16 protein-coding genes are annotated in these 23,295 nt (G+C 34.7%); 2 read left to right on the forward strand and 14 right to left on the reverse strand.

Annotated features, from left to right (window positions below):
- Window positions 1-122: 122 nt before the first annotated feature.
- The 4 genes from dacB to hprK all read right to left on the reverse strand — a co-directional run bounded on the left by dacB (window position 123) and on the right by hprK (window position 4,898).
- Window positions 123-1,715, reverse strand: coding sequence for a D-alanyl-D-alanine carboxypeptidase/D-alanyl-D-alanine endopeptidase (gene dacB, locus ACFPM4_RS13165; RefSeq protein WP_382352504.1), 1,593 nt, complete (start codon window positions 1,713-1,715; stop codon window positions 123-125).
- Window positions 1,716-1,822: 107 nt separating this feature from the next.
- Window positions 1,823-2,419 carry a hypothetical protein gene (locus ACFPM4_RS13170; RefSeq protein WP_144926464.1) on the reverse strand — a complete coding sequence of 199 codons (597 nt, stop codon included), beginning with the start codon at window positions 2,417-2,419 and terminating at the stop codon, window positions 1,823-1,825.
- Window positions 2,420-2,429: 10 nt separating this feature from the next.
- Entirely contained in the window at window positions 2,430-3,605 is a 1,176-nt protein-coding gene (locus ACFPM4_RS13175) for an Alp7A family actin-like protein (RefSeq protein WP_144926467.1), read from the reverse strand.
- Between the two features lie 375 nt (window positions 3,606-3,980).
- Entirely contained in the window at window positions 3,981-4,898 is a 918-nt protein-coding gene (hprK, locus tag ACFPM4_RS13180) for an HPr(Ser) kinase/phosphatase (protein WP_382352825.1), read from the reverse strand.
- A 289-nt stretch (window positions 4,899-5,187) separates the two neighbouring features.
- On the opposite strand from hprK, the gene ACFPM4_RS13185 reads away from it, so the two are divergent.
- Together ACFPM4_RS13185 and ACFPM4_RS13190 are read left to right on the forward strand one after the other, a co-directional pair.
- A complete protein-coding gene (locus ACFPM4_RS13185; protein ID WP_382352828.1) occupies window positions 5,188-5,994 on the forward strand; it encodes a histidinol-phosphatase in 807 nt (268 codons plus the stop codon).
- A 136-nt stretch (window positions 5,995-6,130) separates the two neighbouring features.
- On the forward strand, window positions 6,131-7,198 hold the full coding sequence (locus ACFPM4_RS13190; RefSeq protein WP_382352508.1) for a LacI family DNA-binding transcriptional regulator: 1,068 nt from the start codon (window positions 6,131-6,133) through the stop codon (window positions 7,196-7,198).
- Window positions 7,199-7,238: 40 nt separating this feature from the next.
- Here ACFPM4_RS13190 and ACFPM4_RS13195 read toward each other — a convergent pair whose 3' ends face one another.
- The 10 genes from ACFPM4_RS13195 to ACFPM4_RS13240 form a co-directional block, all read right to left on the reverse strand.
- Complete coding sequence (locus ACFPM4_RS13195) at window positions 7,239-10,127, reverse strand: DUF4185 domain-containing protein (RefSeq protein WP_382352511.1); 2,889 nt, start codon at window positions 10,125-10,127, stop codon at window positions 7,239-7,241.
- Window positions 10,128-10,566: 439 nt separating this feature from the next.
- Window positions 10,567-12,141, reverse strand: a complete 1,575-nt coding sequence (locus tag ACFPM4_RS13200; RefSeq protein WP_382352514.1) for a glycoside hydrolase family 32 protein — start codon at window positions 12,139-12,141, stop codon at window positions 10,567-10,569.
- Window positions 12,142-12,171: 30 nt separating this feature from the next.
- Window positions 12,172-13,128, reverse strand: coding sequence for a carbohydrate kinase family protein (locus tag ACFPM4_RS13205; protein ID WP_382352517.1), 957 nt, complete (start codon window positions 13,126-13,128; stop codon window positions 12,172-12,174).
- A gap of 127 nt (window positions 13,129-13,255) precedes the next feature.
- Window positions 13,256-14,695, reverse strand: a complete 1,440-nt coding sequence (locus ACFPM4_RS13210; RefSeq protein ID WP_382352520.1) for a glycoside hydrolase family 32 protein — start codon at window positions 14,693-14,695, stop codon at window positions 13,256-13,258.
- A 14-nt stretch (window positions 14,696-14,709) separates the two neighbouring features.
- Window positions 14,710-16,308 carry an ABC transporter substrate-binding protein gene (locus tag ACFPM4_RS13215; RefSeq protein ID WP_382352523.1) on the reverse strand — a complete coding sequence of 533 codons (1,599 nt, stop codon included), beginning with the start codon at window positions 16,306-16,308 and terminating at the stop codon, window positions 14,710-14,712.
- A gap of 23 nt (window positions 16,309-16,331) precedes the next feature.
- Window positions 16,332-17,237 (reverse strand): carbohydrate ABC transporter permease, encoded by a 906-nt coding sequence (locus ACFPM4_RS13220; RefSeq protein WP_382352526.1) that lies wholly within the window; start codon window positions 17,235-17,237, stop codon window positions 16,332-16,334.
- Window positions 17,238-17,257: 20 nt separating this feature from the next.
- On the reverse strand, window positions 17,258-18,232 hold the full coding sequence (locus ACFPM4_RS13225; RefSeq protein WP_382352529.1) for an ABC transporter permease: 975 nt from the start codon (window positions 18,230-18,232) through the stop codon (window positions 17,258-17,260).
- A gap of 314 nt (window positions 18,233-18,546) precedes the next feature.
- Window positions 18,547-19,869 carry an ABC transporter substrate-binding protein gene (locus ACFPM4_RS13230; protein ID WP_382352532.1) on the reverse strand — a complete coding sequence of 441 codons (1,323 nt, stop codon included), beginning with the start codon at window positions 19,867-19,869 and terminating at the stop codon, window positions 18,547-18,549.
- Window positions 19,870-19,925: 56 nt separating this feature from the next.
- A complete protein-coding gene (locus ACFPM4_RS13235) occupies window positions 19,926-21,515 on the reverse strand; it encodes a response regulator transcription factor (protein ID WP_382352535.1) in 1,590 nt (529 codons plus the stop codon).
- Complete coding sequence (locus ACFPM4_RS13240) at window positions 21,490-23,286, reverse strand: sensor histidine kinase (protein WP_144921849.1); 1,797 nt, start codon at window positions 23,284-23,286, stop codon at window positions 21,490-21,492. Before ACFPM4_RS13240 ends, ACFPM4_RS13235 begins: the two co-directional genes overlap by 26 nt.
- Window positions 23,287-23,295: the final 9 nt, after the last annotated feature.

Here is a 23,295-nt window from a genome sequence, read left to right on the forward strand (position 1 = left end):
TCTTTGTGTGAATATTTATATACATATGAATAGGCTGGGACAAAACTCACCTCTAAAATGAAAAATGCCGGTGGCAATTTACGAAAGTAAAATGTCATCGGCATTCCTTTTTATGATAGATTTTATTCCTTATAATTAACCAGTAATTGTACTATCTCATCTTCTATATTCTTCATCGTCTCACTAAGAAAGTTATTAATCATGATAGAAAAAATCAACTTCTCACCACTTCGAGTATTAACATAACCAGAAAGTGTTGACACTCCTGTTAATGATCCAGTTTTCGCCCTCACATTTCCTTTCACAGGTGCCGCTGTCATACGATACCTTAGTGTTCCTCCTACCAGTTTCCCAGGTTCCCCTGCAATTGGTAAAGATTCTTCAAACAAGTGAAACCAATCTTCACTTTGTATTGCAAAAAGTAGATTTGAAATTTCACTGGCAGGAATTAAGTTTTTGTGGGACATTCCGGATCCATCACGTAGAAGTATAGTTGCATTATCTATCCCATAGCTAGTCATTGTATCCTCTATTACTTGTAACCCTTTTTCCCAGCTACCTTCACCATGGATGACCATTCCTAACTCTTTTGTCAGCGTCTCACCATGACCATTATTACTCATTTTCATAAAAGGAATAATAAGTTCTTTTAATGGAATCGACTCTTTCGTAGCAAGTAATTTTGCATTCTTAGGGGTTTTACTTAAAATAATTTTTGATTTCCCAGAAAATGATATGCCATTTTCCTCTAACGTCTCTCTAAAAACATGGGCAGTATAATTCGTTGGTTCCCACACTGCAACCCAATTTTTACTGGTTTTATTTTTTAACGGAATGGTTCCGTTGAAGACAATCGTGTTTGTACCATGTTCTCTCTCGAATTCAATTTTTCCTGAAGCATCTGCTGCTACTGTTTTCGTATTATTGATAATGGTGACATAATGAGTATCTGGATAAACTTTCACTTCCGCTTTATCCCCAACTGATTTCCCAGGTCGAAGTTCTACTATGACAGTTCCGGAATCGTAATCCATGTCTGGAGAAAGTGTTAAAGCAGACACTTGTGCTCCATAATGAACAGATTCATCTGACCAGTTGATATCCTGTGACAAACGGATATCATCATACCATGTATCATCGGCAATGATATTACCAGATACTTCGTGTATCCCTTTCTCCTTTAATTCGATTGCAAATCGTTCAAAATCCCCTTGCATTAAGGTTGGATCACCTTGGCCTTTTAAAATAATATCTCCTTCTAGAGCCTTCTTTTTTATTTTCCCAGTCATTAACACTTCTGTTCTAAAACGATATTCAGGACCAAGATTTTCAAAAGCTGAAACTGCTGTCAATATTTTCATGTTAGAAGCAGGATGAAGTCGAATATTCTCATTATGTGAGTACAATATATTGCCTGTATTCGCTTCTCTTATACTCAAAGAAATAAGCGCCCCATCCAACCTCTTATCTTGAAGTACAACAGCTAACTTCTCCTGCAAAGTACTTTTATTGTACTCGGTAATTCCAGCAACTTTTCTATGTATATGACTATTTTCCTGTATTTTGATTGGATGTAACGTGTACATGATGTGATCCCTATTACGATTTACAGCTTCGATTACCGCATCATTATATTCTGTAGAAATCGGTATACAAACAGAGCATACTACTATAAACAGAAGTAAGATATACTTACTACTTTTAGCTGGGCGCATTTCTTATTTCACATCCTTATAAGTAATTACTCCTACTATAAGGTATTTACTGGAAAAAACAAAATGCATAAAAAGCGAAGTACAAAAATATGTACTTCGCTTCGACATTAATCATTCATTCTCGCAAGAAAGTCTCCTAATAAATCATCCAAACTTTCTTCCTTTTCTACATGTTGTTCATCTGCATCTACATCTTCTTCCGATCTTTCCCATGTGAAATTACTTAAATCATCCTCTTCCTCTTGCCAATCCATCGTTGCAGCTAGCTCTTTTTCAGAAGAAAGGACCTTTTCTTCTACTATCTGCTCCACTGGATCTTCCACCTTATCCTCTTGTAAGTATAATGCATCATTAATATCAAGTGAATTACTATTTAACGAAGCCAATAAGGCAGTAGAGCGCACAGGATCTTTCAAAAGTTGATAAATAATACTTCCTAATAATGCCTCGGAATGTTCATGTTTCAACCAATCGCGCTGCGACTTACTTAATCTATGTGGTAATGGAATAGTAATTGTTTCTCGTTCCCGTGTATAGGAGCTTCCTACTCCTTGTAGAACAAATTCCGCTATTTTACTAGAGAAGTTTCTTCGTTCCGTTTCCTTCAATGTTTGTAAATGCTTCAATAAATGGTCAGGTGTATCGGATGGCACACGAAAAGATATAGCTTGTCCGCGTTTGATCGTACCTGCTTTTTTATCCATTCTCTATCACCTAGTTCTTAACTGGTTCTTTTACTGGAGCCTTTTTCTGCTCTGATTTTTTAGCAAAATCCATAATTAACTTATAGTACGCATTCGCCATCATCCAAATACTTTCTTTTTCATCTTCAAAGAAATCAATGTTATAACCATCTAAATTATTATTTAATGTTTTGATATATTCTTTTAAAACATTTGCTCCGCCCCCAACAAAATAACAGATTTCCGTTTGGGAGTTTTTTTGCCAAACATTACGGAGAAGTCGATATTGTTTCTTTGCTAGGTCTAACAATATACGATCGGTAATATCATGGACACTCGTTCTGCTACCTTTAACCATAATATGATTTCGATCGTTTTTCTTCGTTATTATTTCTACGACATCACGACGGCTGTCCAATTCCACTCCATGCTTACTTCTTATTTCTTCGCGAATCGATTCTAGTGATTCTGATACACCAAGATTGAAACCTTGCGCCTTATCATCATCAACATTGCGGTTTTTAATTACAGCGATATCAGTGGAAAGGCCACCAATATCTTGTATAATGATGCGCTTGTCTATCAAATCTTTATTAATAACCTTTAAGTTATTATCCATCACTAGATTAATATAAGCTGCAAATCCTTCTGGATATACTTTCACTTCATCAAATTTAATATTTACTTTCTTCCCTTGATACTTCGGTGTTACTAAGAACTCAACTTGATGCACCGACCCAACTAATTTAGAGCGGTAACCTGCATCTTTCCCTTCTTTCACTTCACGTAAAGGCAATCCTGTTCCTAAAATATAAGTAGCATCAATTACGTTTTTCGCTTGCGGGAAAACATTATTGTTTTCTTCTCGAACTGCATCAAGTGCTAATGTAGCAAATAGCATGACGAGTGTTTGGTCTTCTTCCGATTTACTGCTTCCAGGATCAAGTTCAGTTGCATTAATACTTTTTGTTGCTAGTGTACCTACTCGATAAATTGCATTATTTTCCTTTAAAGCAGGTGAATGTACTTTTATATGAATACCATCTAGTGGGTTCTTATTATCTAATTCTTCAATGCCTATTACTGGTCGATCTTCTGTATCTCTCGCAATAATGTTAGGGATATTAATCTCATAATCTAATTCTCCAAACAGCGCCTTAATTGAATCATTACCAACGTCTACGGCAGCAACTCTTGTTTTGGACATTCATACACCATTCCTTTTCATTTAATATAATGTATCGTGATTTGTACAAGCCTTCTACTATAAGACTACCGAGAAATGGTAGATTCTTCAATCATTCTCTAAAAATAAAATAAAAATGTAATTCTGTAAACATTTTGTAAACAAACCAACTATTGTATACAAATTCGTTTACAACTAGTACAATTCCGTAAACATACTTATAAATCAATATGTTTACGGAATTGTATACATGTAAACAGTTTTGTACACGCGACGTTTACTCTTTGTATACATGTTTACGTTTATTGTTTACACGTATACATTTATGTTTACATCTATTTGGAACAAAAAAAGAGAGCACTTAATTGCCCTCCCCTTCCGTTCTATATTCTACTTTTACTCATTTGCTTCATTTTGAATCCGTTTTAAAAACTCCTCTGCTGCACTATATCCCTGTTGACTCAAATACCAATTATTTGCTGCCGCTTCTATTAAACCAACAACATCCCTACCAGGTTGTAGTTGCAATTGTATGTGAGGAACCTGAACTCCCATATAATCGACAAATTTTTCTTCTAACTCTAATTCATTATTCAAAGAATTTTTATCCCATTTCGTTAATTCTATATCTAGAGCTATTCTTGTTTCATCTTGGAAAGCTTTCCGCCCATATACACGAACTACATTTAACAAGCCAATACTACGCATGGCAAGGAACTCTTTATTCGTTTCGTTATGTGTACCTAGTATGGTTTGTGGACTTAATTTTTTTAAGACAACAATATCATCGGCAATCAAGCGATGTCCTCTACCAATCAGTGTATGTGCAGTTTCACTTTTTCCAATTCCTGATTTTCCGCGCAATAATATCCCCATACCAAACACATTAACACACACACCATGAATAGCAATTTCAGGTGCAAGCATCTTTGTTAAAAATCCATCTAATTTAGGGAGAAATTCCTTCGTACGCTCTTCTGTTCTTAATAATGGGATTCCTTCTTCGGAGCAATATTTTAATAAATATGTTAGACCTTCCTGTCCAGTAGTAACAATAAAGCATGGTGGGCGATATTTAACGATATTACCGATCCTGAGCTTACGTTCATCTTTCGTTAAATTATGCAAATAAGTAATCTCTTTCCGACCCAATATTTGAACATATTGCTTAGGAAAAAACTCAAAGTAACCGATAAACTCCAAGCCAGGCCGATACGATTCTGACTGCTTAATTTTTCGGTGTAATTGATTTTCTCCAGCTAACACTTCCAATTGAAAGGTTTTAACTAAATGCTCAACAGTAATTTCCTTCATTATCCATGACACACTCCAACTAATACGAACTTTACTTACATTATTTCTATCATACTCATTTATACGATTAGAATCTATAGCTAAACGTCCATCTATCGTACTATTTTTAATAATTAACACATACATACGTTTATTTATCTTTCCCGGGAAATATCGACAATTTTATAAGGTAATTGTCGAATACATTGTAAAGTATAGTTATAAGATCTTTACAAAACATGAACCATATTTTAAGTTTTCTTACTGTATAATGGGTAGTAACAGTATACGAAAGGTTGCGATACCTATGATAAAGTTTGACTTACATACCCATCATTATCGTTGTGGTCATGCAATTGGCTCTATCGAGGATTACATTAAACAAGCAATTGACTATGGGATGAATTATATCGGAATTTCAGATCACTCCCCCTATTTTTATAGTGATGAGGACCAATTATACCCTACAATTGCTATGAGTAAGAGTGAGTTTCCCCATTATGTAAGCGAAGTAATGGCATTAAAAGAAAAATATAAAGATAAAATTCATGTATTACTCGGTGTCGAAAGCGATTTTTTCCCTGAACATATGGAGCTTTATCGTGACACATATGCTCAATATCCATTAGATTACATTATTGGATCTGTTCATTATGTAAAAGGTGTTAATATTTTCCAAAAAGGTCGCTGGGACGGTTTAACTGCAAAACAAAGAGTGGAAGTAAAAGATGAATATTACCACCTAATCCAAAAATCTGCTAAAAGTAATCTATTTCAAATTCTTGGTCATATTGATGCAATGAAAGGTTTTTATCCGGATTTTTCTCATATTGAAACAGATATCATTGAAAAAACACTAGAAATTATTGGTCACGAAGATGTTGCAATTGAGATTAATACATCAGGAAAGACAAAGGACTGTGGTGGTTGGTATCCTTCTGACGATATATTAGAAAGAGCGTTATTTTATAAAGTACCCGTAACATTTGGCTCAGATTCTCATGTGCCGGAGCGCTTATGTGATGAATTTGATTTAGTTCGCAATAAGTTAAAGGAGATTGGATACAATGAGTGGGTATACTTTATACAAAAGCAAAGATATGTAACACCACTTTAACTTTGCCAATTTCTCTAAATACCATCCCATGTATTAATAAAGCAAAAAAATATAAACTTCAAATTAATCCAATAAGCATAAAGAAATGTCAGATTATGTCGATACATCCAATATAATAACTCTAGGGAGACATGTAATGAGGAAAAGAGTAAAGTTGGAGGATATCGCTAAAGTAGTAGGTATTTCAAAAATGGCAGTATCACTTGCGCTTAGAGACCATCCATCCATCAGTGAAAAAACAACAAAAAAAGTCAAAAAAGTTGCAGAAGAATTAGGTTATGTACCAAACCGTTTAGCACAAAGTCTTGTAAAAGGTAAATCTAATACACTTGCAATGTTGATGTCCGGCCCTCTCCATGATGATTATCAAAATCAAATCCTGCGAGGAGCTATTCCATATGCGATGAGACGTGGTTACACCATTTTCGTCGGACCTATGGCACAACCACAATTGGAAAGTATGTACATTGAAAAATATAAAAACATGATGGTAGATGGCTTTCTAGGTTTCCACTCTATTACTGATAATAGAATTAACAGTGAAAACTATCAAAAATTAAAGGATGAAGGCATCCCGTTTGTTTTGTATACGAAGTACTTCCCAGATATGGAGACGGATTATGTAGTATGTAACGACTTTCTTGGTGGTTACATGATGACAAAACATCTTATCGAATTAGGACATAAAGAAATTGGTTTTGTGTATGGTGATTTGCTCTTTCATTCTTCAGAAGTTCAAGAACGTATTCGTGGCTTTCAATGTGCAATGGAGGAACACGGCATTCCTTATAATTCCGAGTCATATATCCCTTTCCATTTACACTTCCATACTAAAACAACTGAGGATATTTTAACGGTGAATGAAACGTTCACAAAGCAACTGACAAGCGAAAAACGTCCTACTGCACTGTTTGTATGTAACGATATTGCTGCATCATCTGTTTATATTGCACTAAAAAAATTAGGACTTAGTATCCCAGAAGATATTTCTATTGGTGGTTATGAAGGCGTATACTTAGGATCGATTATTGATCCTCCTCTTACAACTATTGCAACTCCAATAGAAGAAATTGGGGAGCAAGCATGTAAAATTCTGATAGATAAAATTGAGGGGATCATCCCTAGTTCAACATTTGTAAAAGTTAAACTAGATCCGAAATTACAAGTACGAAATTCAACCGCTCCACCAAAATTGATTACATGAAAAAGGCCTCCAAACCTAATTGTTTTGGAGGCCTTTTTCATTACTTCTGAGATATAAGTTGTTTTACATGCCAAATTAAACTTATTGCTTCTTCTTTATCTATTGCCTTACCTGCCTGAGCATTTACCTGGTTAATAAATGCTTGTAACTGATTTTTGCATGCTTGTTCGTTTCCTTGATTACGTGCGTCTTCAGCTGCAATTAATTTCGCTTGGAGCGCCCTTACAATCCCCTTCTTTTCTATAAATGTCTCTACTTGCTTGCTAGCACTCTTAAAATCTGGAATTATTTCAAGGGAAATATTATCTATCCTTAGCCATGAATTTCCTGTAGTTGCATGTAACCCAGCAAAAACTTCCACACTTGAATTAGTACCTGAATTAAACGTTACAGTTTGCCTTGTATAATTTCCTTGCATACCGAATGATAATTCATTCATAACTGTCCTCTCTTCACCATGTGGTAAACGAACTCCTAGTCTCCCATCAACATTATGATTAGACGTTTGTACCCAAGCAGTGAGTTTATAATTTGTATTGGGTTCTAACTTAATGGGTTGATAGATAGAATTCCAATCTGCTGTGTCTTTTATCCATGCATTATTAGCCCCGGAATAGGAAAAGTCTGAATTAACATGGATTCCTACATCCCCTTCTGAATGCCACGGCACAATAGAATTCGTTTCAAAATAGTCTACATGAATAAAATACCCGTTTGATTGTGGATTTTTCTCCCCTGTATGCACTATCCGAATAGTATGCTCAACCGCAGGAGATAGATTTAGATCTTCATATGCAAGTACGGAATGAATTGGATTTCTACTATACGTATCAAATGTAGCCTTTTTAACTCCATCGACGTATATGTCGATAATTCCTGAAGCTGGACCTGTTTTAGTGTAAAATCGAATCGAACTTCCTTCGAAGGAATATTCTACTTCATCACCAGCTTTATTCGTCACGTGAACTGTATTATTGTATGCTCCTGATTGAATTAAGCCGTTCCATTCTCCTGTATACGTCAAATTTTCAGAACTACGTATGTTATCAATTATCTTATTCCCATTCGAGGTTTGCTCTTCAAACCCAGGACTGTTTACTAAATTTTCACCTAAAACATACTCTGGACCATCTATACTAACTCGATTATTCTTGTCTAATGCCTCAACTTTGAACGTATAGTTCTTATCAGCAACAAGGTCACTAATAGTGTATGAGTCTATGTTTGCATCATGAATTGTATGGATTTTTTCCCCATCTTGATAGATTTCGTAACCAGTAACAGCATGATCATCGAGAGCCCCTGACCAATTTAATGTTACTCCTGTGCTGGTTATCCCATTAACTGACAAGTGCTTTTCCTCACTCCAGTATGGCTTTGCATCTGGAATTCCACCTTCAGTAACCGAAAAATCATCCAAACGAATCCAACTATCTTCTTCATTTGCAACCATATTACCGAAGATCTCTACAATTGCATTCTCTTCTGATGAAAAAGATACTTCCATCTCAGTGAAATCAGATAAGGCATTAAATTTTGTCTCGTATAAAACTTTACCACCATCCGGCGAACGCACTCCTAAAGATCCTTTTTCAATATTCTCTGAAGAGCGAACCCAAGCTTTTAACGTATAATTTTTATTAGGAGCGACTACGATTTTCTGCGTAATACCATGTGAACCACTAGAACCACGTACTATCACATTATTAGAACCTGAATGAGCTGTATCTTCTCCATTTTCAATTTCAACTGTCCCATCATTTATACAATATACACACTTGTTCGTATCATATTGCCATGGTGCTACCAAAGAGGATGTTAACTGATCTTCAAAGCCAGGATCACTAAGTATGTTACCTTCTAAATCATCATCTGTTAAAACAGATTTCATGAAGAATATGTTATATTCTGGCCTCCAACGAGTCATTGTGAAATATAGCTCTGCTCCATCATTAAACCACGGATGTATATATGGCCCATATAAACCTGCCCCTCTTCTCAAAATCTTTTCTCCAGACCATGGTCCTGTTAGTGTATCAGCTTCTCGAATAACTAGTGCAGCTCTGTCCTTGCTCTTGTATGCCATAATATACTTATCATAATAGGAATTATAAACAACAGATAACTCACCTGCAGGACCTTTCGTAATTGGTTTTACCGCAGCTTCATTATCTTTAATCCAAGAATTACCGTTCCAGTATTGGTAGGAACGTTTCTCTAACATCTCATTTTCAGGTACTCTCGATAAGTAAATGTCCCCTGCTCTACCGTTCTCTGTTGAAAACATATATACATAGCCATCATCTTTTATAAAAGCTGCCTGTTGGAAATTATTATGACTTGATTCATCATTCATCCATTTCGTATCAGGATCTTTCGTCCATGTTTGACCATCATCATCCGAATAAGCGATTCCGCCGTAATTAGTAATCCAATTACCATCTGTTCCCCAATGATTAACGGACATATAGTGAATATAATGTCTGTCACCTACCGTAATACCTGCAGTAGGAATTACAGTAATTTCATCATTGTTTATTTTTTTGGATGGAATAATCTGTTTTGCTCTGCCCTCTGGACCAAGTATCATTGAATCTATCGTTAAACCGTCATCAGGATTCGTATCTGTAGAAATTGCTAGCGTATTACTCCGCCAATATGGCTCACTAGCACTACCGTCCGTGTCACCAAACGCAATCATCATTTTCCCATCTCCAGCATCCCACATAATTCCAAGGTCTGTTCCCCAAACATGGTAGTTTGTATGAGTCTGATTCGGATTAGGGATATGTGTATCCCAGTCTTGTGTTTTTCCAGTTACTCTGGACATGAACTGTACATCTGTAGGAGTTATTGCTAATGCAGGCACAACCGCCATGCTAAATAGCATCATGATGGAGATAAATACGAATAATACCTTTTTCATCATCTAGAAAACCTCCCATATAATCTAATACTTTACGATTTACTACTTACTCTCGATTATCTGCTAATCTAGCAAAGTCTAGCGTGAGCCAAGTCACCTCCCAAAGATGAAAACATAATAGACTTTTTAAAATCAAGCTTAGCATCATTCATTCAAGTCAGCATCATCCCTTCTTAGTTCACTGAAAGTAAAGTTATTCATTTTTACTTTACCGTTAAAGTAATTATATGACGGCAAAGTAAACGTTTACAATACTAAATTTATAGATGAATCATATGTCCTATTTCTAAGGTCACAGTTATTGAATTTAAAATAAAATGGACAAATCTAAGTAAATATAAAAAGCCCAATCATACGGGCTTTTCAATTAACGGTCTGGGTCTTCGTGTGTAGAAGTTTAAATCTTATTTGCTGACTAAGAACACGTACATTTTTGAATGTATTAAAATATAGAAAACATCCCTTTTTTCCATATGGATTGTAAGGACTTTATTTCTAAGGAGTTAATCAATACCTCTCCATTTTCCACATAAAACTCTAATCCTTTACTCTTACCCGATGGAAAAATTAAATCAGTTATTACAAACTCTCCATTTTGTGCAAAAACCTCAATAGAAGATTTATCAACAAGTATATGAATCTTTATTATATTCTCATCTTCTATGGAAACAGTATGGCGCCCATTAAAGTATGGACTGAAATAATCATCGTCAGACTGAGTGCGCTTAACAAACAACTCTTGCTCAGAGTGGCTATATCCTATAACAGTTTCTTCCCCCTCCTCTTCAGATTTCCTTACCTTGAAGCCAAAGTTAACCGGCTCTTCCATTACTATTTCTGCTGTTAATTGAAACACATCCGCTTCCACATCTTCTAATATATTTGGAATATCTGATGCTTTTACTACTTGATTTTCAATTTTAAATAGTTCCGTTTTTGTGATTGTATCTAACTCCTTAATCGGTTTTTGAAAAACTTTTATATCACCCTTCTTAGATGTTTTCAATTCTATTACTCTCGGGAATGAAGCAGCACCTCTCCATTCTTCTGTTGGTATACGGTTTGCATATAACCAGTTATTCATCCAAGCAATCATTATACGTCGTCCATCTTCTGAAGGAATATCAGAGAAAGACTGGGCAGCATAAAAATCTGCACCATAATCAAGCCAGTTAATATCTTCAGGATTGTCATCACTCACAAAGGATGTCCCATCAAACTCACCTATAAAATATTGGGCTCCAGATCCTCCTGCAATGGCTCCATCACCAATGTCCACCTGTAACACCCATTTAGTATTATTGGGATCCCCATCAATAGGTAACTCGAATAAATCAGGACATTCCCAAACCCCACCTTGGGCTCCAGCACCTTCACCGAACTCACTTAAAAACTCCCAGTCTATTAAGTTATCAGAACCATAGAACATTATCTTCTTACCTGCTGCAAGGGCCATCACCCATTTTTCCGTTTTATCATGCCAAAGTACTTTCGGATCTCTAAAATCCCGTATATCAGGATCACTTGGTATAACTGGATTCCCTTCATACTTTTCCCAAGTTCGTCCTTTATCTTTGCTATAGGCTATACTTTGTTTCTGCCCTTCTCCATTATGTGTAAAAATGGCTACTAGGCCATGACCACCATCAAAGAATCCAGACGTATCATTCCAATCAACAACTGCACTCCCTGAGAAAATGGTTCCTAATTCATCCGGTTCTAAAGCAATTGGTCTATGTTCCCATTCAATCATATCTTTACTGATTGCATGCCCCCAGTACATTGGACCCCATTCTGTACCATGAGGATTATGTTGATAGAACAGATGATATTCTCCCTCGTAGTACACCATCCCATTAGGATCATTCATCCAATTTTTTTCAGGACTAAAATGAAACTGTGGTCTGTATTCCTCAGTATAGTATTTTTTTGAAACAATATATCTATTAATTAAGACTGCTGAAACTATCCCAACAATTAGCACCAAGGACATTATTATAAGAGATTTCTTTCTCAATTATTAATCCTCCTAGTTTTTCAAAAAAATCTATATTATTTCTTCAAGTGCTGGTATAGCGGACATCGCGCCTACCCGAGTACAAACAATGGCACCAACCTTATTACTAAACAATGTTATCTTTTTAAGGTAATCAAATTCTTTTAATGCTATTTTGGGATTTTCATTTGTAGCTAATCGAGAAAGCATAGCTCCTACAAATGCATCACCTGCACCAGTGGAGTCAATTGAATCGACCTTAATACTTGGAACAGTCTCTATCTGTTGCCCATTGGAAATTAATGTCCCTTTACTGCCTAATGTAACTGCAACTGTCTCTGCTCCTAATTGATGAATAACTTGTACACCATTTGCTAAATTTTCTTCACCTGAGATAATTTTTAATTCTTCATCACTCACTTTGACAAAATCAGCTTGTGCAATCCCTTTTTTTGCTAGTTCTACAAAACTATCTAGTCTCCCTTTCCATAGGTCAGACCTATAGTTAGGATCGAAGGAAATAAACTTACCTGCATCCTTAGACAATAACATTGTGTTCAAATAAGTTGATCTAAAAGGGTCCTCTAATAGTGCTGTAGCAGAGCCAAAGTGGAGTATACTAGCCACACTTAATTTTTGCTTGTCTATATCCTCTTCTGACAAAAATACATCTGCACCTCGATTAAAAACAAAATCTCTTTCTCCATTATCTTTTAAAGAAACAAATGCAAGTGTTGTTGGGTGGTTTTCATCAAATAAAAGCATCGATGTATCAACCTTTAACTCATCAAGTGTGTTTTTAAGATAATGACCAAATGGATCATTTCCTACCTTTCCGCAAAATTGAGCATTTCCTCCTAGCTTTACTATAGTTGCACACACATTTGCAGGAGCACCACCTGCCTGTTTTTCAAAATGCTGACCTCTAGTTAAGTCGATTCCAACATCAATACAGAAAAAATCAATTAATAATTCTCCAATACAAATAACTGTTGAATTAGTATTCATAAATTTGCTCCTTTACTTTTATACATGATTCCATATTAAAAAGAGGAAACATGTGGTCACTTTATAATAATCATTAAAGTAACAATTTACTGTTTCCTCCTATGTTTCATAAATATATACTCACTTCTTATTTTGGGACATATACATTTCCTTCTTTAAGCTTTACATCCCCCTCAAGAGAGAAAATAGAAATACTATCACAAGCTTTATCTGGGTAAACCAAACTTGTTAATGCATATTCTCCGTCATTAACTAGTAATTCCACAGAAGAGGAATCAACAACTATACGTAGTTGAATATTGTCATTACTCTTAAGATTAATCACTTGTTCATTTGAAAACATCTCTGAAAAGCTGATGTCCCCAGATTTTTCCCTGTCCAATATTAATGAATTACTTATCGTATCAATTGTTATGGTAGTCGAATGATTTTCAGAGTGATGTATGGTGATTCCATATTTTTTAGCATTCATATTCTCTAATTCAAAAACCATATCCATGTATCTTGCATCTACTTTTATGGTTTCTACATCATTAATGTGTATATCATCTAGCTTTTCTTGAAGGGAAAAGTATGAGTCTAACTCCTTTACTAGTCTTTGAATAACTATATAACTCCCATTAATCTTACGAACAGAAAGTTCCCGTGGAATCGTCATTTGGCTTCTCCATCCATGAGTAGGCACTTGGTTAGCATAACGCCAATTACTCATCCACCCGAGATATATACGTCTTCCATCTTCTCTAGGAATATCCGAAAAACTAACACCCGCATAATTATCCCTACCAAAATCCAACCATCTAATATCATTATGTTCTGTTACAAATGTAGAACCATTAAATGAACCAATAAAGTACTGTGTACGTGATCCAACTTCAAATTGCGGATTATCACCGATACTTACGAGTAAAACCCATTTCTCTTCACCACTATTTTCTACCTTTAATTTAAATAAATCAGGGCATTCCCAAACCCCATCATGTGAGCCAGCTCCCTCACCAAATTCACTTTCAAACTGCCAGTCTATTAAATTAAAGGAAGAGTAAAATGAAATTGTCTGTCCAGTTGCTAGCACCATAATCCATTTATCCTCATGCCAGAAAACTTTAGGATCTCTAAAATCTACTTTTGTTTCATGACGCAAAACTGGATTTCCATCATATTTAATCCACGTTCTCCCTTGGTCATGACTATATGCAATACTTTGCGTTTGTACAGGGGGTTTCCCCTCCGCTCCATCTTTGTGGTGTGTAAAAATTGCAACTAAACCAGGTTCCTCAGGGAAAAATCCAGTTGTATTATCCCAATCTACAACAGCACTTCCAGAAAAGATTGTTCCATTCTCATCAGGCGATAAAGCAATATCTAGCTCTTTCCATGTAATTAAATCCTTGCTGACAGCGTGGCCCCAATACATGGGACCCCATACGCTATCATTTGGATTATGTTGAAAGAACAAATGATACTCACCTTTGAAATAAACTAATCCATTAGGATCGTTCATCCAATTTTCTTTAGGCGCAAAATGTAAATTCGGCCTATATTTATCTATTTTTTGCAAATTCAATCCACTCAACTCCTTTATTTTGTTGCGCGATCATAACCTGCCTGTTTTATCTCTAACCATTCCTCAAAACCAAGGCGGTTTAGTTCCTCCAAATAATCATTCCACTCTTCTTCTACTTTTCCATTCGTAATCCATTCCGCTCGTTTTCTATTAATATAAGGGTAAAAATCTGCTTCAATTGTTGAAAGTCTATCAAGTTCTTCTTTCTTGAAAAACACTCTAGGGTAAATATTTTCTGCTTTCATATGTGGAACCATTACTTCCTTCATCAAATCCAATCTCCAAGCAGCATCATCTGGTTTTGTTGTGACTGTATTATAATAGCTATCTAAGATTGCTAAAGGCCCTCCGACAGATGTTTTCTCTCTCAACTCTACAGGCGCAGTTCCATCTAATGAAAGGTGCTTCAACATTTGAGCATCTTCATCCCATTCAAAGATATTTTGTAACTCATCATCACCAAAAGTTCCCCAGTTATTTTGAACCGATTGATGAGGGTCATATAGTTGATCAATCCATTTTGCTGTTAACTCTAAATTCTGATTTACACTTGTAATTACCATTCTTGAACGGTCAAATCCCATTCCGTTAGTTCTAGTTACATTTTTATGACCGTCAGGGCCAAAAAGTGGAGGCATTAAATCATAGGTTTCATTCATACCTGTTATATTCGCTTTATCCCAAGTAAAATATAAACCGTATCTACCTTCTTGTCCTTTTGCAACATACGTTGGCCAATCGTGTTCAAAAGCTTCGATATCAATTAATTTTTCATTATACAACTCATTCATAAACTTAATTGCCTCTTTATATCCTTCTTCAGCTGCTGTTAATTTCACTTCTCCATCATTTGTGACAATGGTTCGATCCCAGTTATCACCAAGACCAAAAGAGCCGAAAAGAAAACCTGGATCTTGTCCACCATCATTGATAATAAATGACATTGGAATTGTCTGCCCGTCTCCAGCAGGATCCTTATCTCTAAATGCAATTAAAACTTCTTTTAGCTCCTCGGTTGTAGTTGGCATATCTAATCCTAACTTTTCCAACCACTCTACGTTAATCCAAGGGAAGTTATCAACCGAGTGAATACTTTCTTTTCCTTCCCCTAATTCTTCAATCCATGGAAATGAATATATATTTCCATCAGGGGCTGTCATCATCGCTTTATACTGAGGTGCTTCTTCGAGTACTTTTTTCAAGTTGGGCATGTAATCTTCTATTAAATCATTAAGTGGAATAATCGCTTCATCCTCTGCATACTTTAATAACTCGTAATCACTAAACCCAGCATTCATTATGGCATCGGGCATTTCACCAGTCGCCATCGCTAGATTTCTTCTTTCTCCAAATGTATCTCCAACAAAGTTTTGCCACTCAATATGAACTCCTGTCTTTTCTTCTAAGCGTTGGAAAATCAACTTATCATTTGGATCATCTGGAGCTAATGGTGAGCTTGATGTCATTATTTTCAATGACACCTTTTCTTCCAATGGGAAAGTAATATCAGACAATTCATAGTCATCAGACCAAGTTTGTGTCTTTTTGTTGCAACCTGCAATGACTATAAAACTAACTAACAATAAAGTCATAAGTTTATATATCTTCTTCATATTAACCCCTCTTTTTTAAATAATTATTTTAAAGAACCTACCATTACACCTTTCTCAAAGTACTTTTGGAAAAACGGATACATAATTAGTAAAGGTAAGCTTGCTACTATAATCGATGAGTATTTAATCATTTCTGCAATTCTTTGTAATTCAGCCCTTGCAAGTTGATCAGCTATCATTCCTGGTTGAACTTCGTTTTGAATCAATATTTCACGTAAAACCAATTGCAATGGATATAGTGAACGATCATCTAGATAAATCATAGCTTGGAAGTAGGAGTTCCACTGACCAATAAAAGCAAATAGAGCGATTACAAAAATAATAGGCTTCGACAAAGGTAAAATAATTTTTAAGAAAATCATAAAATCTGAAGCACCATCAATTCTTGCAGCTTCCTTCAACTCATTCGGCAATCCTTTAAAATAAGTTCTTGTCAGGATAATATTCCAAATTCCTACAGCCCCTGGTAAGATAATTGCCCATGGCGTATTAACTAAGCCTAGTGATCGAACAACTAAATATGTAGGGATCATTCCTCCATTAAAGAACATTGCGAAAAGGAAGAAAACTACAAATGCCTTTTTTCCAACTAGATCATCAATGGACAGTGAATACCCAGCAAGTACTGTAAGAGTGACAGAGACGACAGTAAATCCCACTGCATAAAGTATTGAATTAAGGAATCCTCGCATGATCGATCCATCTTGAAATATCCGAACATATCCATCAATCGTCCAATGATCGGGATTAAAAGAGAGCCCCTTTGTTAGCAATATATTAGGTTGTAAAAACGAACCAATTAATACATATAAGAGAGGAAGAGTGACAACGATTACTACTAAACTCAATAAAATTTTATTTATTAGTAGGAGTAACCTATCCGTTTTAGAGTTATTTATTAGTTGATTTCTATTTGTTTTTTTTCGCATAATCCTATCTTCACTCCTTCCTAATATAGTGTTTCACCATTTAGTTTTTTAACTACTGTATTCGTTATCATTAGGAGGATTAAACCAATAATTGTATTAAACAATCCTACCGCTGCACCGAATGACCAATCTCCAGCTAACAGACCTCTTTTATATACATAGGTGTCAATAATTTCAGAAGTAGGTAAATTCCTGTCTGTTTGAAGTAAGTACGCCTTTTCAAAACCAACTCCCATGATACCTCCAATAGCTAAAATAAAGAGTACTGCCATTACTGGCTTAAGTGTTTGTACATCAATGTGCCATATTCTCTGTAAAAGTGATGCTCCATCAATTGTAGCTGCATCATGAAGTTGTGGATCTGTATTCGAAAGTGCCGCAACATATACAATCGATGAAAAACCAGCTCCTTGCCATATACCAGATGAAATAAATATCGTTCTAAAGTAATCTGGGTTAGACATAAAAGAAATTGGATTATCTGTAAATGCTGATAATATCGAGTTAATTGGCCCAGCTGGTGATAAAAAGATAAACAACATACCTGCAATTACTACTGTAGAGATAAAATTAGGTGCATAAATAATTAATTGTATATTCTTTTTAATGCCCGCTCTTCTTACCTGATTTAACATAATAGCAAGTATTACAGGCACAGGAAATCCAATAATAAGCCCATATACACTAAGTTTTATCGTATTCATGAAGATTTGAAGAAAATTGGGAGAAGTTAAGAAACTAGTAAAATGAGATAGACCAACCCATTCACTTGCCCAAATTCCTTTCGTAACACTATAATCTTTAAATGCAATAAGCACCCCATACATCGGAACATAATTAAATATGAATACCGAAATGACAGCAGGGGCTAAGAATAAATATAAAATATAGTTTTTCTTAATATAATTAAGTGCATTCTTTTTTTTCTTACTTGGAATTGGCTTTTCATTAGAAATTGACGTAGATTTGACTACAGTACTATCAATATTCGACATAGCTGTCCCTCCTTTGCTCGTATAATGTTCTTCTAGTTTTCAACTATTCATCACCTTCTTATTACTTTGTCAGCACATATAAATTGTGAAGTAAGGGTTTTCTAAAGAAAGCGTAATTAAGATCAATCAATTGCAAAAGCGCTTTCTCACACTTAATATAGCAAAGCAGTTTGATATACTAATTCATTTTTTTTGGATACCTATGTTTAAAATCTTTGGAACTTTAAAAACAAAAAACGCCTTATCCAAGAACATAAAACTTGAATAAAGCGTTTCTGCTGTAGATACTATATATTTTTGGGAATGGTGCATTTCTAAGGTTTCTGATATAAAGAAATACTAGTATTAATATTTTCCACTGCTTCCTTAACGGAATCTACTACATCTCTATTACCTATTCCCACATTCTCAAATAACTTTTTAATATTATCACTTATAACAGGATAGACTGGTGTAACTGGTCTGCTTTTAGAATTATTCTGAAACTGGTGAATAAATATATTTTTGGGATATTCATTCAACTCTGGGAAATTTTCTACTACTGAATATCTGGCAGGAAGATCTCCAGTTACTTCCACATATGTTTTAGCGCTTTCAAAGCTTGTCATAAATTTTATAAACTGCCAGGCCTCATCAGGATAGTTAGTTTCTGAGGAAATGCCTAAAGCCCATCCACCATTCGGTGTAACCTGATACTTACCCTTAGGTAATGGGGCAATTCCATAGTCCCTTCCTAATTTAAAATCAGGTTGATTATTTGCTAAATCCGATAAAATCCAAGAGCCTAAAACGGTCATAGCAAGCTGACCGGTTTCAAAGGAATGTGCAGGTAATTCAACTGCTGCTACTTCATATTTATTATAAAGATCTTGATAAAATTGAAGGGCAGTTATTGCCTCCTTTGAATCTAAATAGCCACTAGCAGTAGTGCCATTAGGACTTAATATATCTGCTCCAAACTGCCAAAGAATCGGCATTTTAAAATAGGCAGGACTTTCTCCATCACTAAACCCTTGCGCTGGATCAATTCCATATAGATCATTATTCGAATTCTTGACCTGTATAGCAATATCCAATATCTCCTCCCAAGTTAATGGATCATCCGGGTCTTTTGATGGAAATGGAATTCCTGCTTCACGAAATATATGCATATTATAAAACAAAGCAATACTTGATTCTACAATAGGAACAAGGTAAAGTTCTCCATTGTAACTTAATCCATTCATTATCGATTTGGGGAAGTCATTTATATCTCCATCCTCATTCATATACTTATCCAAAGGCAATAGTGAACCCGCATTTACATAAAGAGCTAATGTTGGACTGTCAATTGTCAGTATGTCAGGAGGATTTCCTGTTGCAAATTCAGTTCGGAGCCTTATTTCATAATCATTATATTCAACAGCTTCCATATGAATCTTAATATCTGGATGCGCTTCTTCAAAAGCCGAGATTAACATCTCATAGGCACGATTTTCTGCTTCATTCCCAAGATTCCTCATAAATGTTAGTTCTGTATACTCTCCTACTTCTTTAACTTTATATGGTTCTTTATCGGAATTTATCACCATATAAAATAGTATAACCCCCGTAATACTTATTGATATCGTTATTATTAAAATCCATCTGTTCTTCATCTATACTACATCTCTCCTAATTTAATACCTATTAATTTATAGAAATTAGTGTAGGTTTAATTAATAGAATTACGATACTCAACCGGAGTTTTTCCTACGTGTTTTTTAAAGACAGTACTAAAATAACTAGAGTTCGAAAAACCAACTAAATAGGCTATATCAATAATTCTAAGTTCCTTATCATTTAAAAATTGTTTCGCCTTTTCTATTCGTAAATTCACTAGATATTCGCTGAAATTTTGCCCTACATGATTCTTAAAAGAATCGGATAAATAAGCACTATTTATATGAAATAAAGATGATAATGATGTAAGAGATATTTCACTCGCATAGTGCTCATTTAAATAATGAAGTATACTTTCTATCACTAATTTCCCATTAGAATATCGTTTTACTCGAACTTTCTCTATTATTTCCTTAGCCAATTGAATGAGGTAATCCCTTACTTTAGATTGAGAATTCAATTCCCAAATTCCTTGTTGACACTTCCAAATCGTATGTTGGATTTCTTTCGTCTCTATACCATATTTCTTTACTAATGAACTTAGCAAAAATAATACTCGATTTGCTAAAAACGAAAAGGACAATAACGATTGCTTTATAGTATCCCCTAGCATGGAATATAGGTGTTCTTGAAACTTTATTAAATCTACACCTTCTATAGCATTAGTCAGCTTTCTTTCCAAGTCATCTGAAAATTGAAAAACACCTTCCTCCATTATCTTTTCATCAATGACCTGCGATACAGAACCTAGCTGACTTTGGCTCCATGAAAATAAACTTGCTATATATCCGTTCTTAAATTCTCTTAGACCAGTTACAACACTGCCTACTCCTATCACAGTTTCTAGGTTTAAGTAGGATTTAACATTTTTTTGTATATCATTTACTAAAGATTGTGTACTATGAGGGTATTCAGAATTAATGGTATTCAAGAAATGGATAACATTACCGTAATTCGGATTATAAAAGCAATAAGTCCCTAAACGATTTTTTGCAATCTCTTTACAGAGCATTTGGAAAGAAATCCAGCGTTCTTTTAGTAAATCTGGATTATTTTCAGATCCTCTAACTTCAACTGTGAGAAACTGAACTTTAATATTATCTTTTCCTAGATCTTCTAACTGGATTTGTTTTAACCTTTCCTGAATCATTGGAATTTCTAACCATTCATCCCTAACTAAATATAATAAAAACTGTTCCTGTACCTCTTGTAAACGTGAGTTAGCAAGCCACCGAATCCGAGCAGATTCAATTTCATTTCTTTTTTCCTCTTCAATTTCTTTACTTACTTTAAGAAGTATTTCCAATAATTCATCAGGATCCACAGGCTTCAATAAATAGTCCTTTACACCTTCTTGCATAGCTCTTCTTACATAGTCGAACTCGGAATACCCTGATAAAACAATCACCTTTATATTAGGAAACTCTTCTTGACAGCGTTTTGCTAGTTCAATTCCATCCATAATCGGCATTCGTATATCTGTAATCACAACGTCAACATCTATTGTTTGAAGTAATTCTAATGTCTCTTGACCATTTGATGCCTCCCCAACAATCTGAAAACCTTCTTCTTCCCAATTAACCTTCATTCTTAATCCTTTGAGAATTTGAACCTCATCATCTGTAATGATCACCTTCAACATCAAAATCACCTCTTTTTATATAAATACATAACGTGATTCTTGTACCCACATTTTCTTCGGATTCAATTTTGTAAGAAAAATTCTTCCCATAATAAAGTAGTAACCTACCAATTACATTCTTAAGACCAATACTATTTCCTTTACTTTCTAATACATTATTCGTTTCATTAAAGTCTTCATGTCTCATTAAATCTTTTATAACGTCATCAGAGATTCCTACCCCTTTATCCTCTATAGAAAGGAATATTTGGTCATCAACCCTTTTGGTAGAGATATAAATTTCCGCATTTTTCTTTTCAACAAAACTATACTTTACAGCATTTTCTACCAATGGCTGTAAAATAAATTTAATGATTGGAATTTGTCTAATTTCGGAGTCTTCTTCTATTTCTATGTTAATGTTGTCCTCATACCTTAACTTTAGAATATTAGTATAATTCCGGATGTAATTCATTTCTTCTCCCAATCTCACAATATTACTTTTCGTATTTAAAGAGTACCTCATCATTTTCCCTAAATAAACACTTATCTTCATTACTTCCCTGTTCTTACCTTGTGCTGCTAAGCCACCTATAATTTCAAGTGTATTATTCAAAAAATGAGGATTTATTTGCAGTAATAGCGCTTTGTACTCAGCATCTTTTCGCCGCAGATTAGCCTCATATTCTGTTTCAATTAGACTTTTTAATCTACCTATTGTGTGTTTAAACACCTTAACTAAATATCCTACTTCGTGATTATTTGACTTAATGGTTGGCAAGTATTGTTGTGCACCATGAAAGTCCCCATGTTCAATATAGCCCATTGCCTTAGTCAGTTTTCCTATCGGTTTTGTAATATTGGAAGATAGCATGTAAGAAGTAAAAATTGTTAACAGAAAAACTATAGCACTTATTATCAACAAATTATTTTGGATATTATTTACTTCTGAAAAAAGATTCGATTTTGTCACTTCACTGATAAAAATCCAATCACCAACTGGGAGCATATGGTAGAAAACAAAATACGTCTCCCCTTGATAATCCATTTCTATTAATCCCTTCTTATCCCGACTCTCTCCAATATTACCTACAGTTTTTTTTATAACTGCATCAGGTATTTGAATTTTATTTTGTAAAACATTTGATCCACTGCTATCAATTAAATATGCATGTCCTTTCTTTCCAATTAACATATTATCTAGAGCTGATTCAAATAAGGATGAAGGGAAGTTAACCTTGATAATACCAGACGATTCTAATGTGCTTAAATTAAATAGAGGAAGAATATAGCTATTTATACTTTCTCCACCTGCTGATGGGTGGTCAATATGTGACTTTATAAAATTTTGTTCGTTTACCATAAAGTCAATATACCAATTCTCTTCCTTTAATTTAAGATTATTAGCAGGAGCACCTGTACCATCATATAGAAAAACAGATACAGACATATCATTCGAATTATTAATTCTTATAGAATTAAGCAACATACCTAATTCTTTCTTCTTTAATAATTTCTCTTCATTGGATTTTGCCCAATACCCAGTTTCTAACTTTAGCCAATCTTGGGTTGTTTGGTTAATAAGTATCTGCTTTCCAAGATCCTGTGCCTGTTTAGTAATAGACTCTACATAAAGCGAATACTGATCCATTTTTTCTTTAACTAAATTCTGAGTTTGGTCCTTTATTACAGAGGTAAACAAACTTGGAATTAAAATAGATAATAAAATAAATGGAACTGTCAGTAAACATGTAAAAATAAGAAAGAAACGATTCCTTAATGAATAAAACACCTATTTTCC

Origin of the sequence: Lederbergia graminis (assembly GCF_042655485.1) — a bacterium.
GTDB lineage: Bacteria > Bacillota > Bacilli > Bacillales > Bacillaceae_C > Lederbergia > Lederbergia graminis.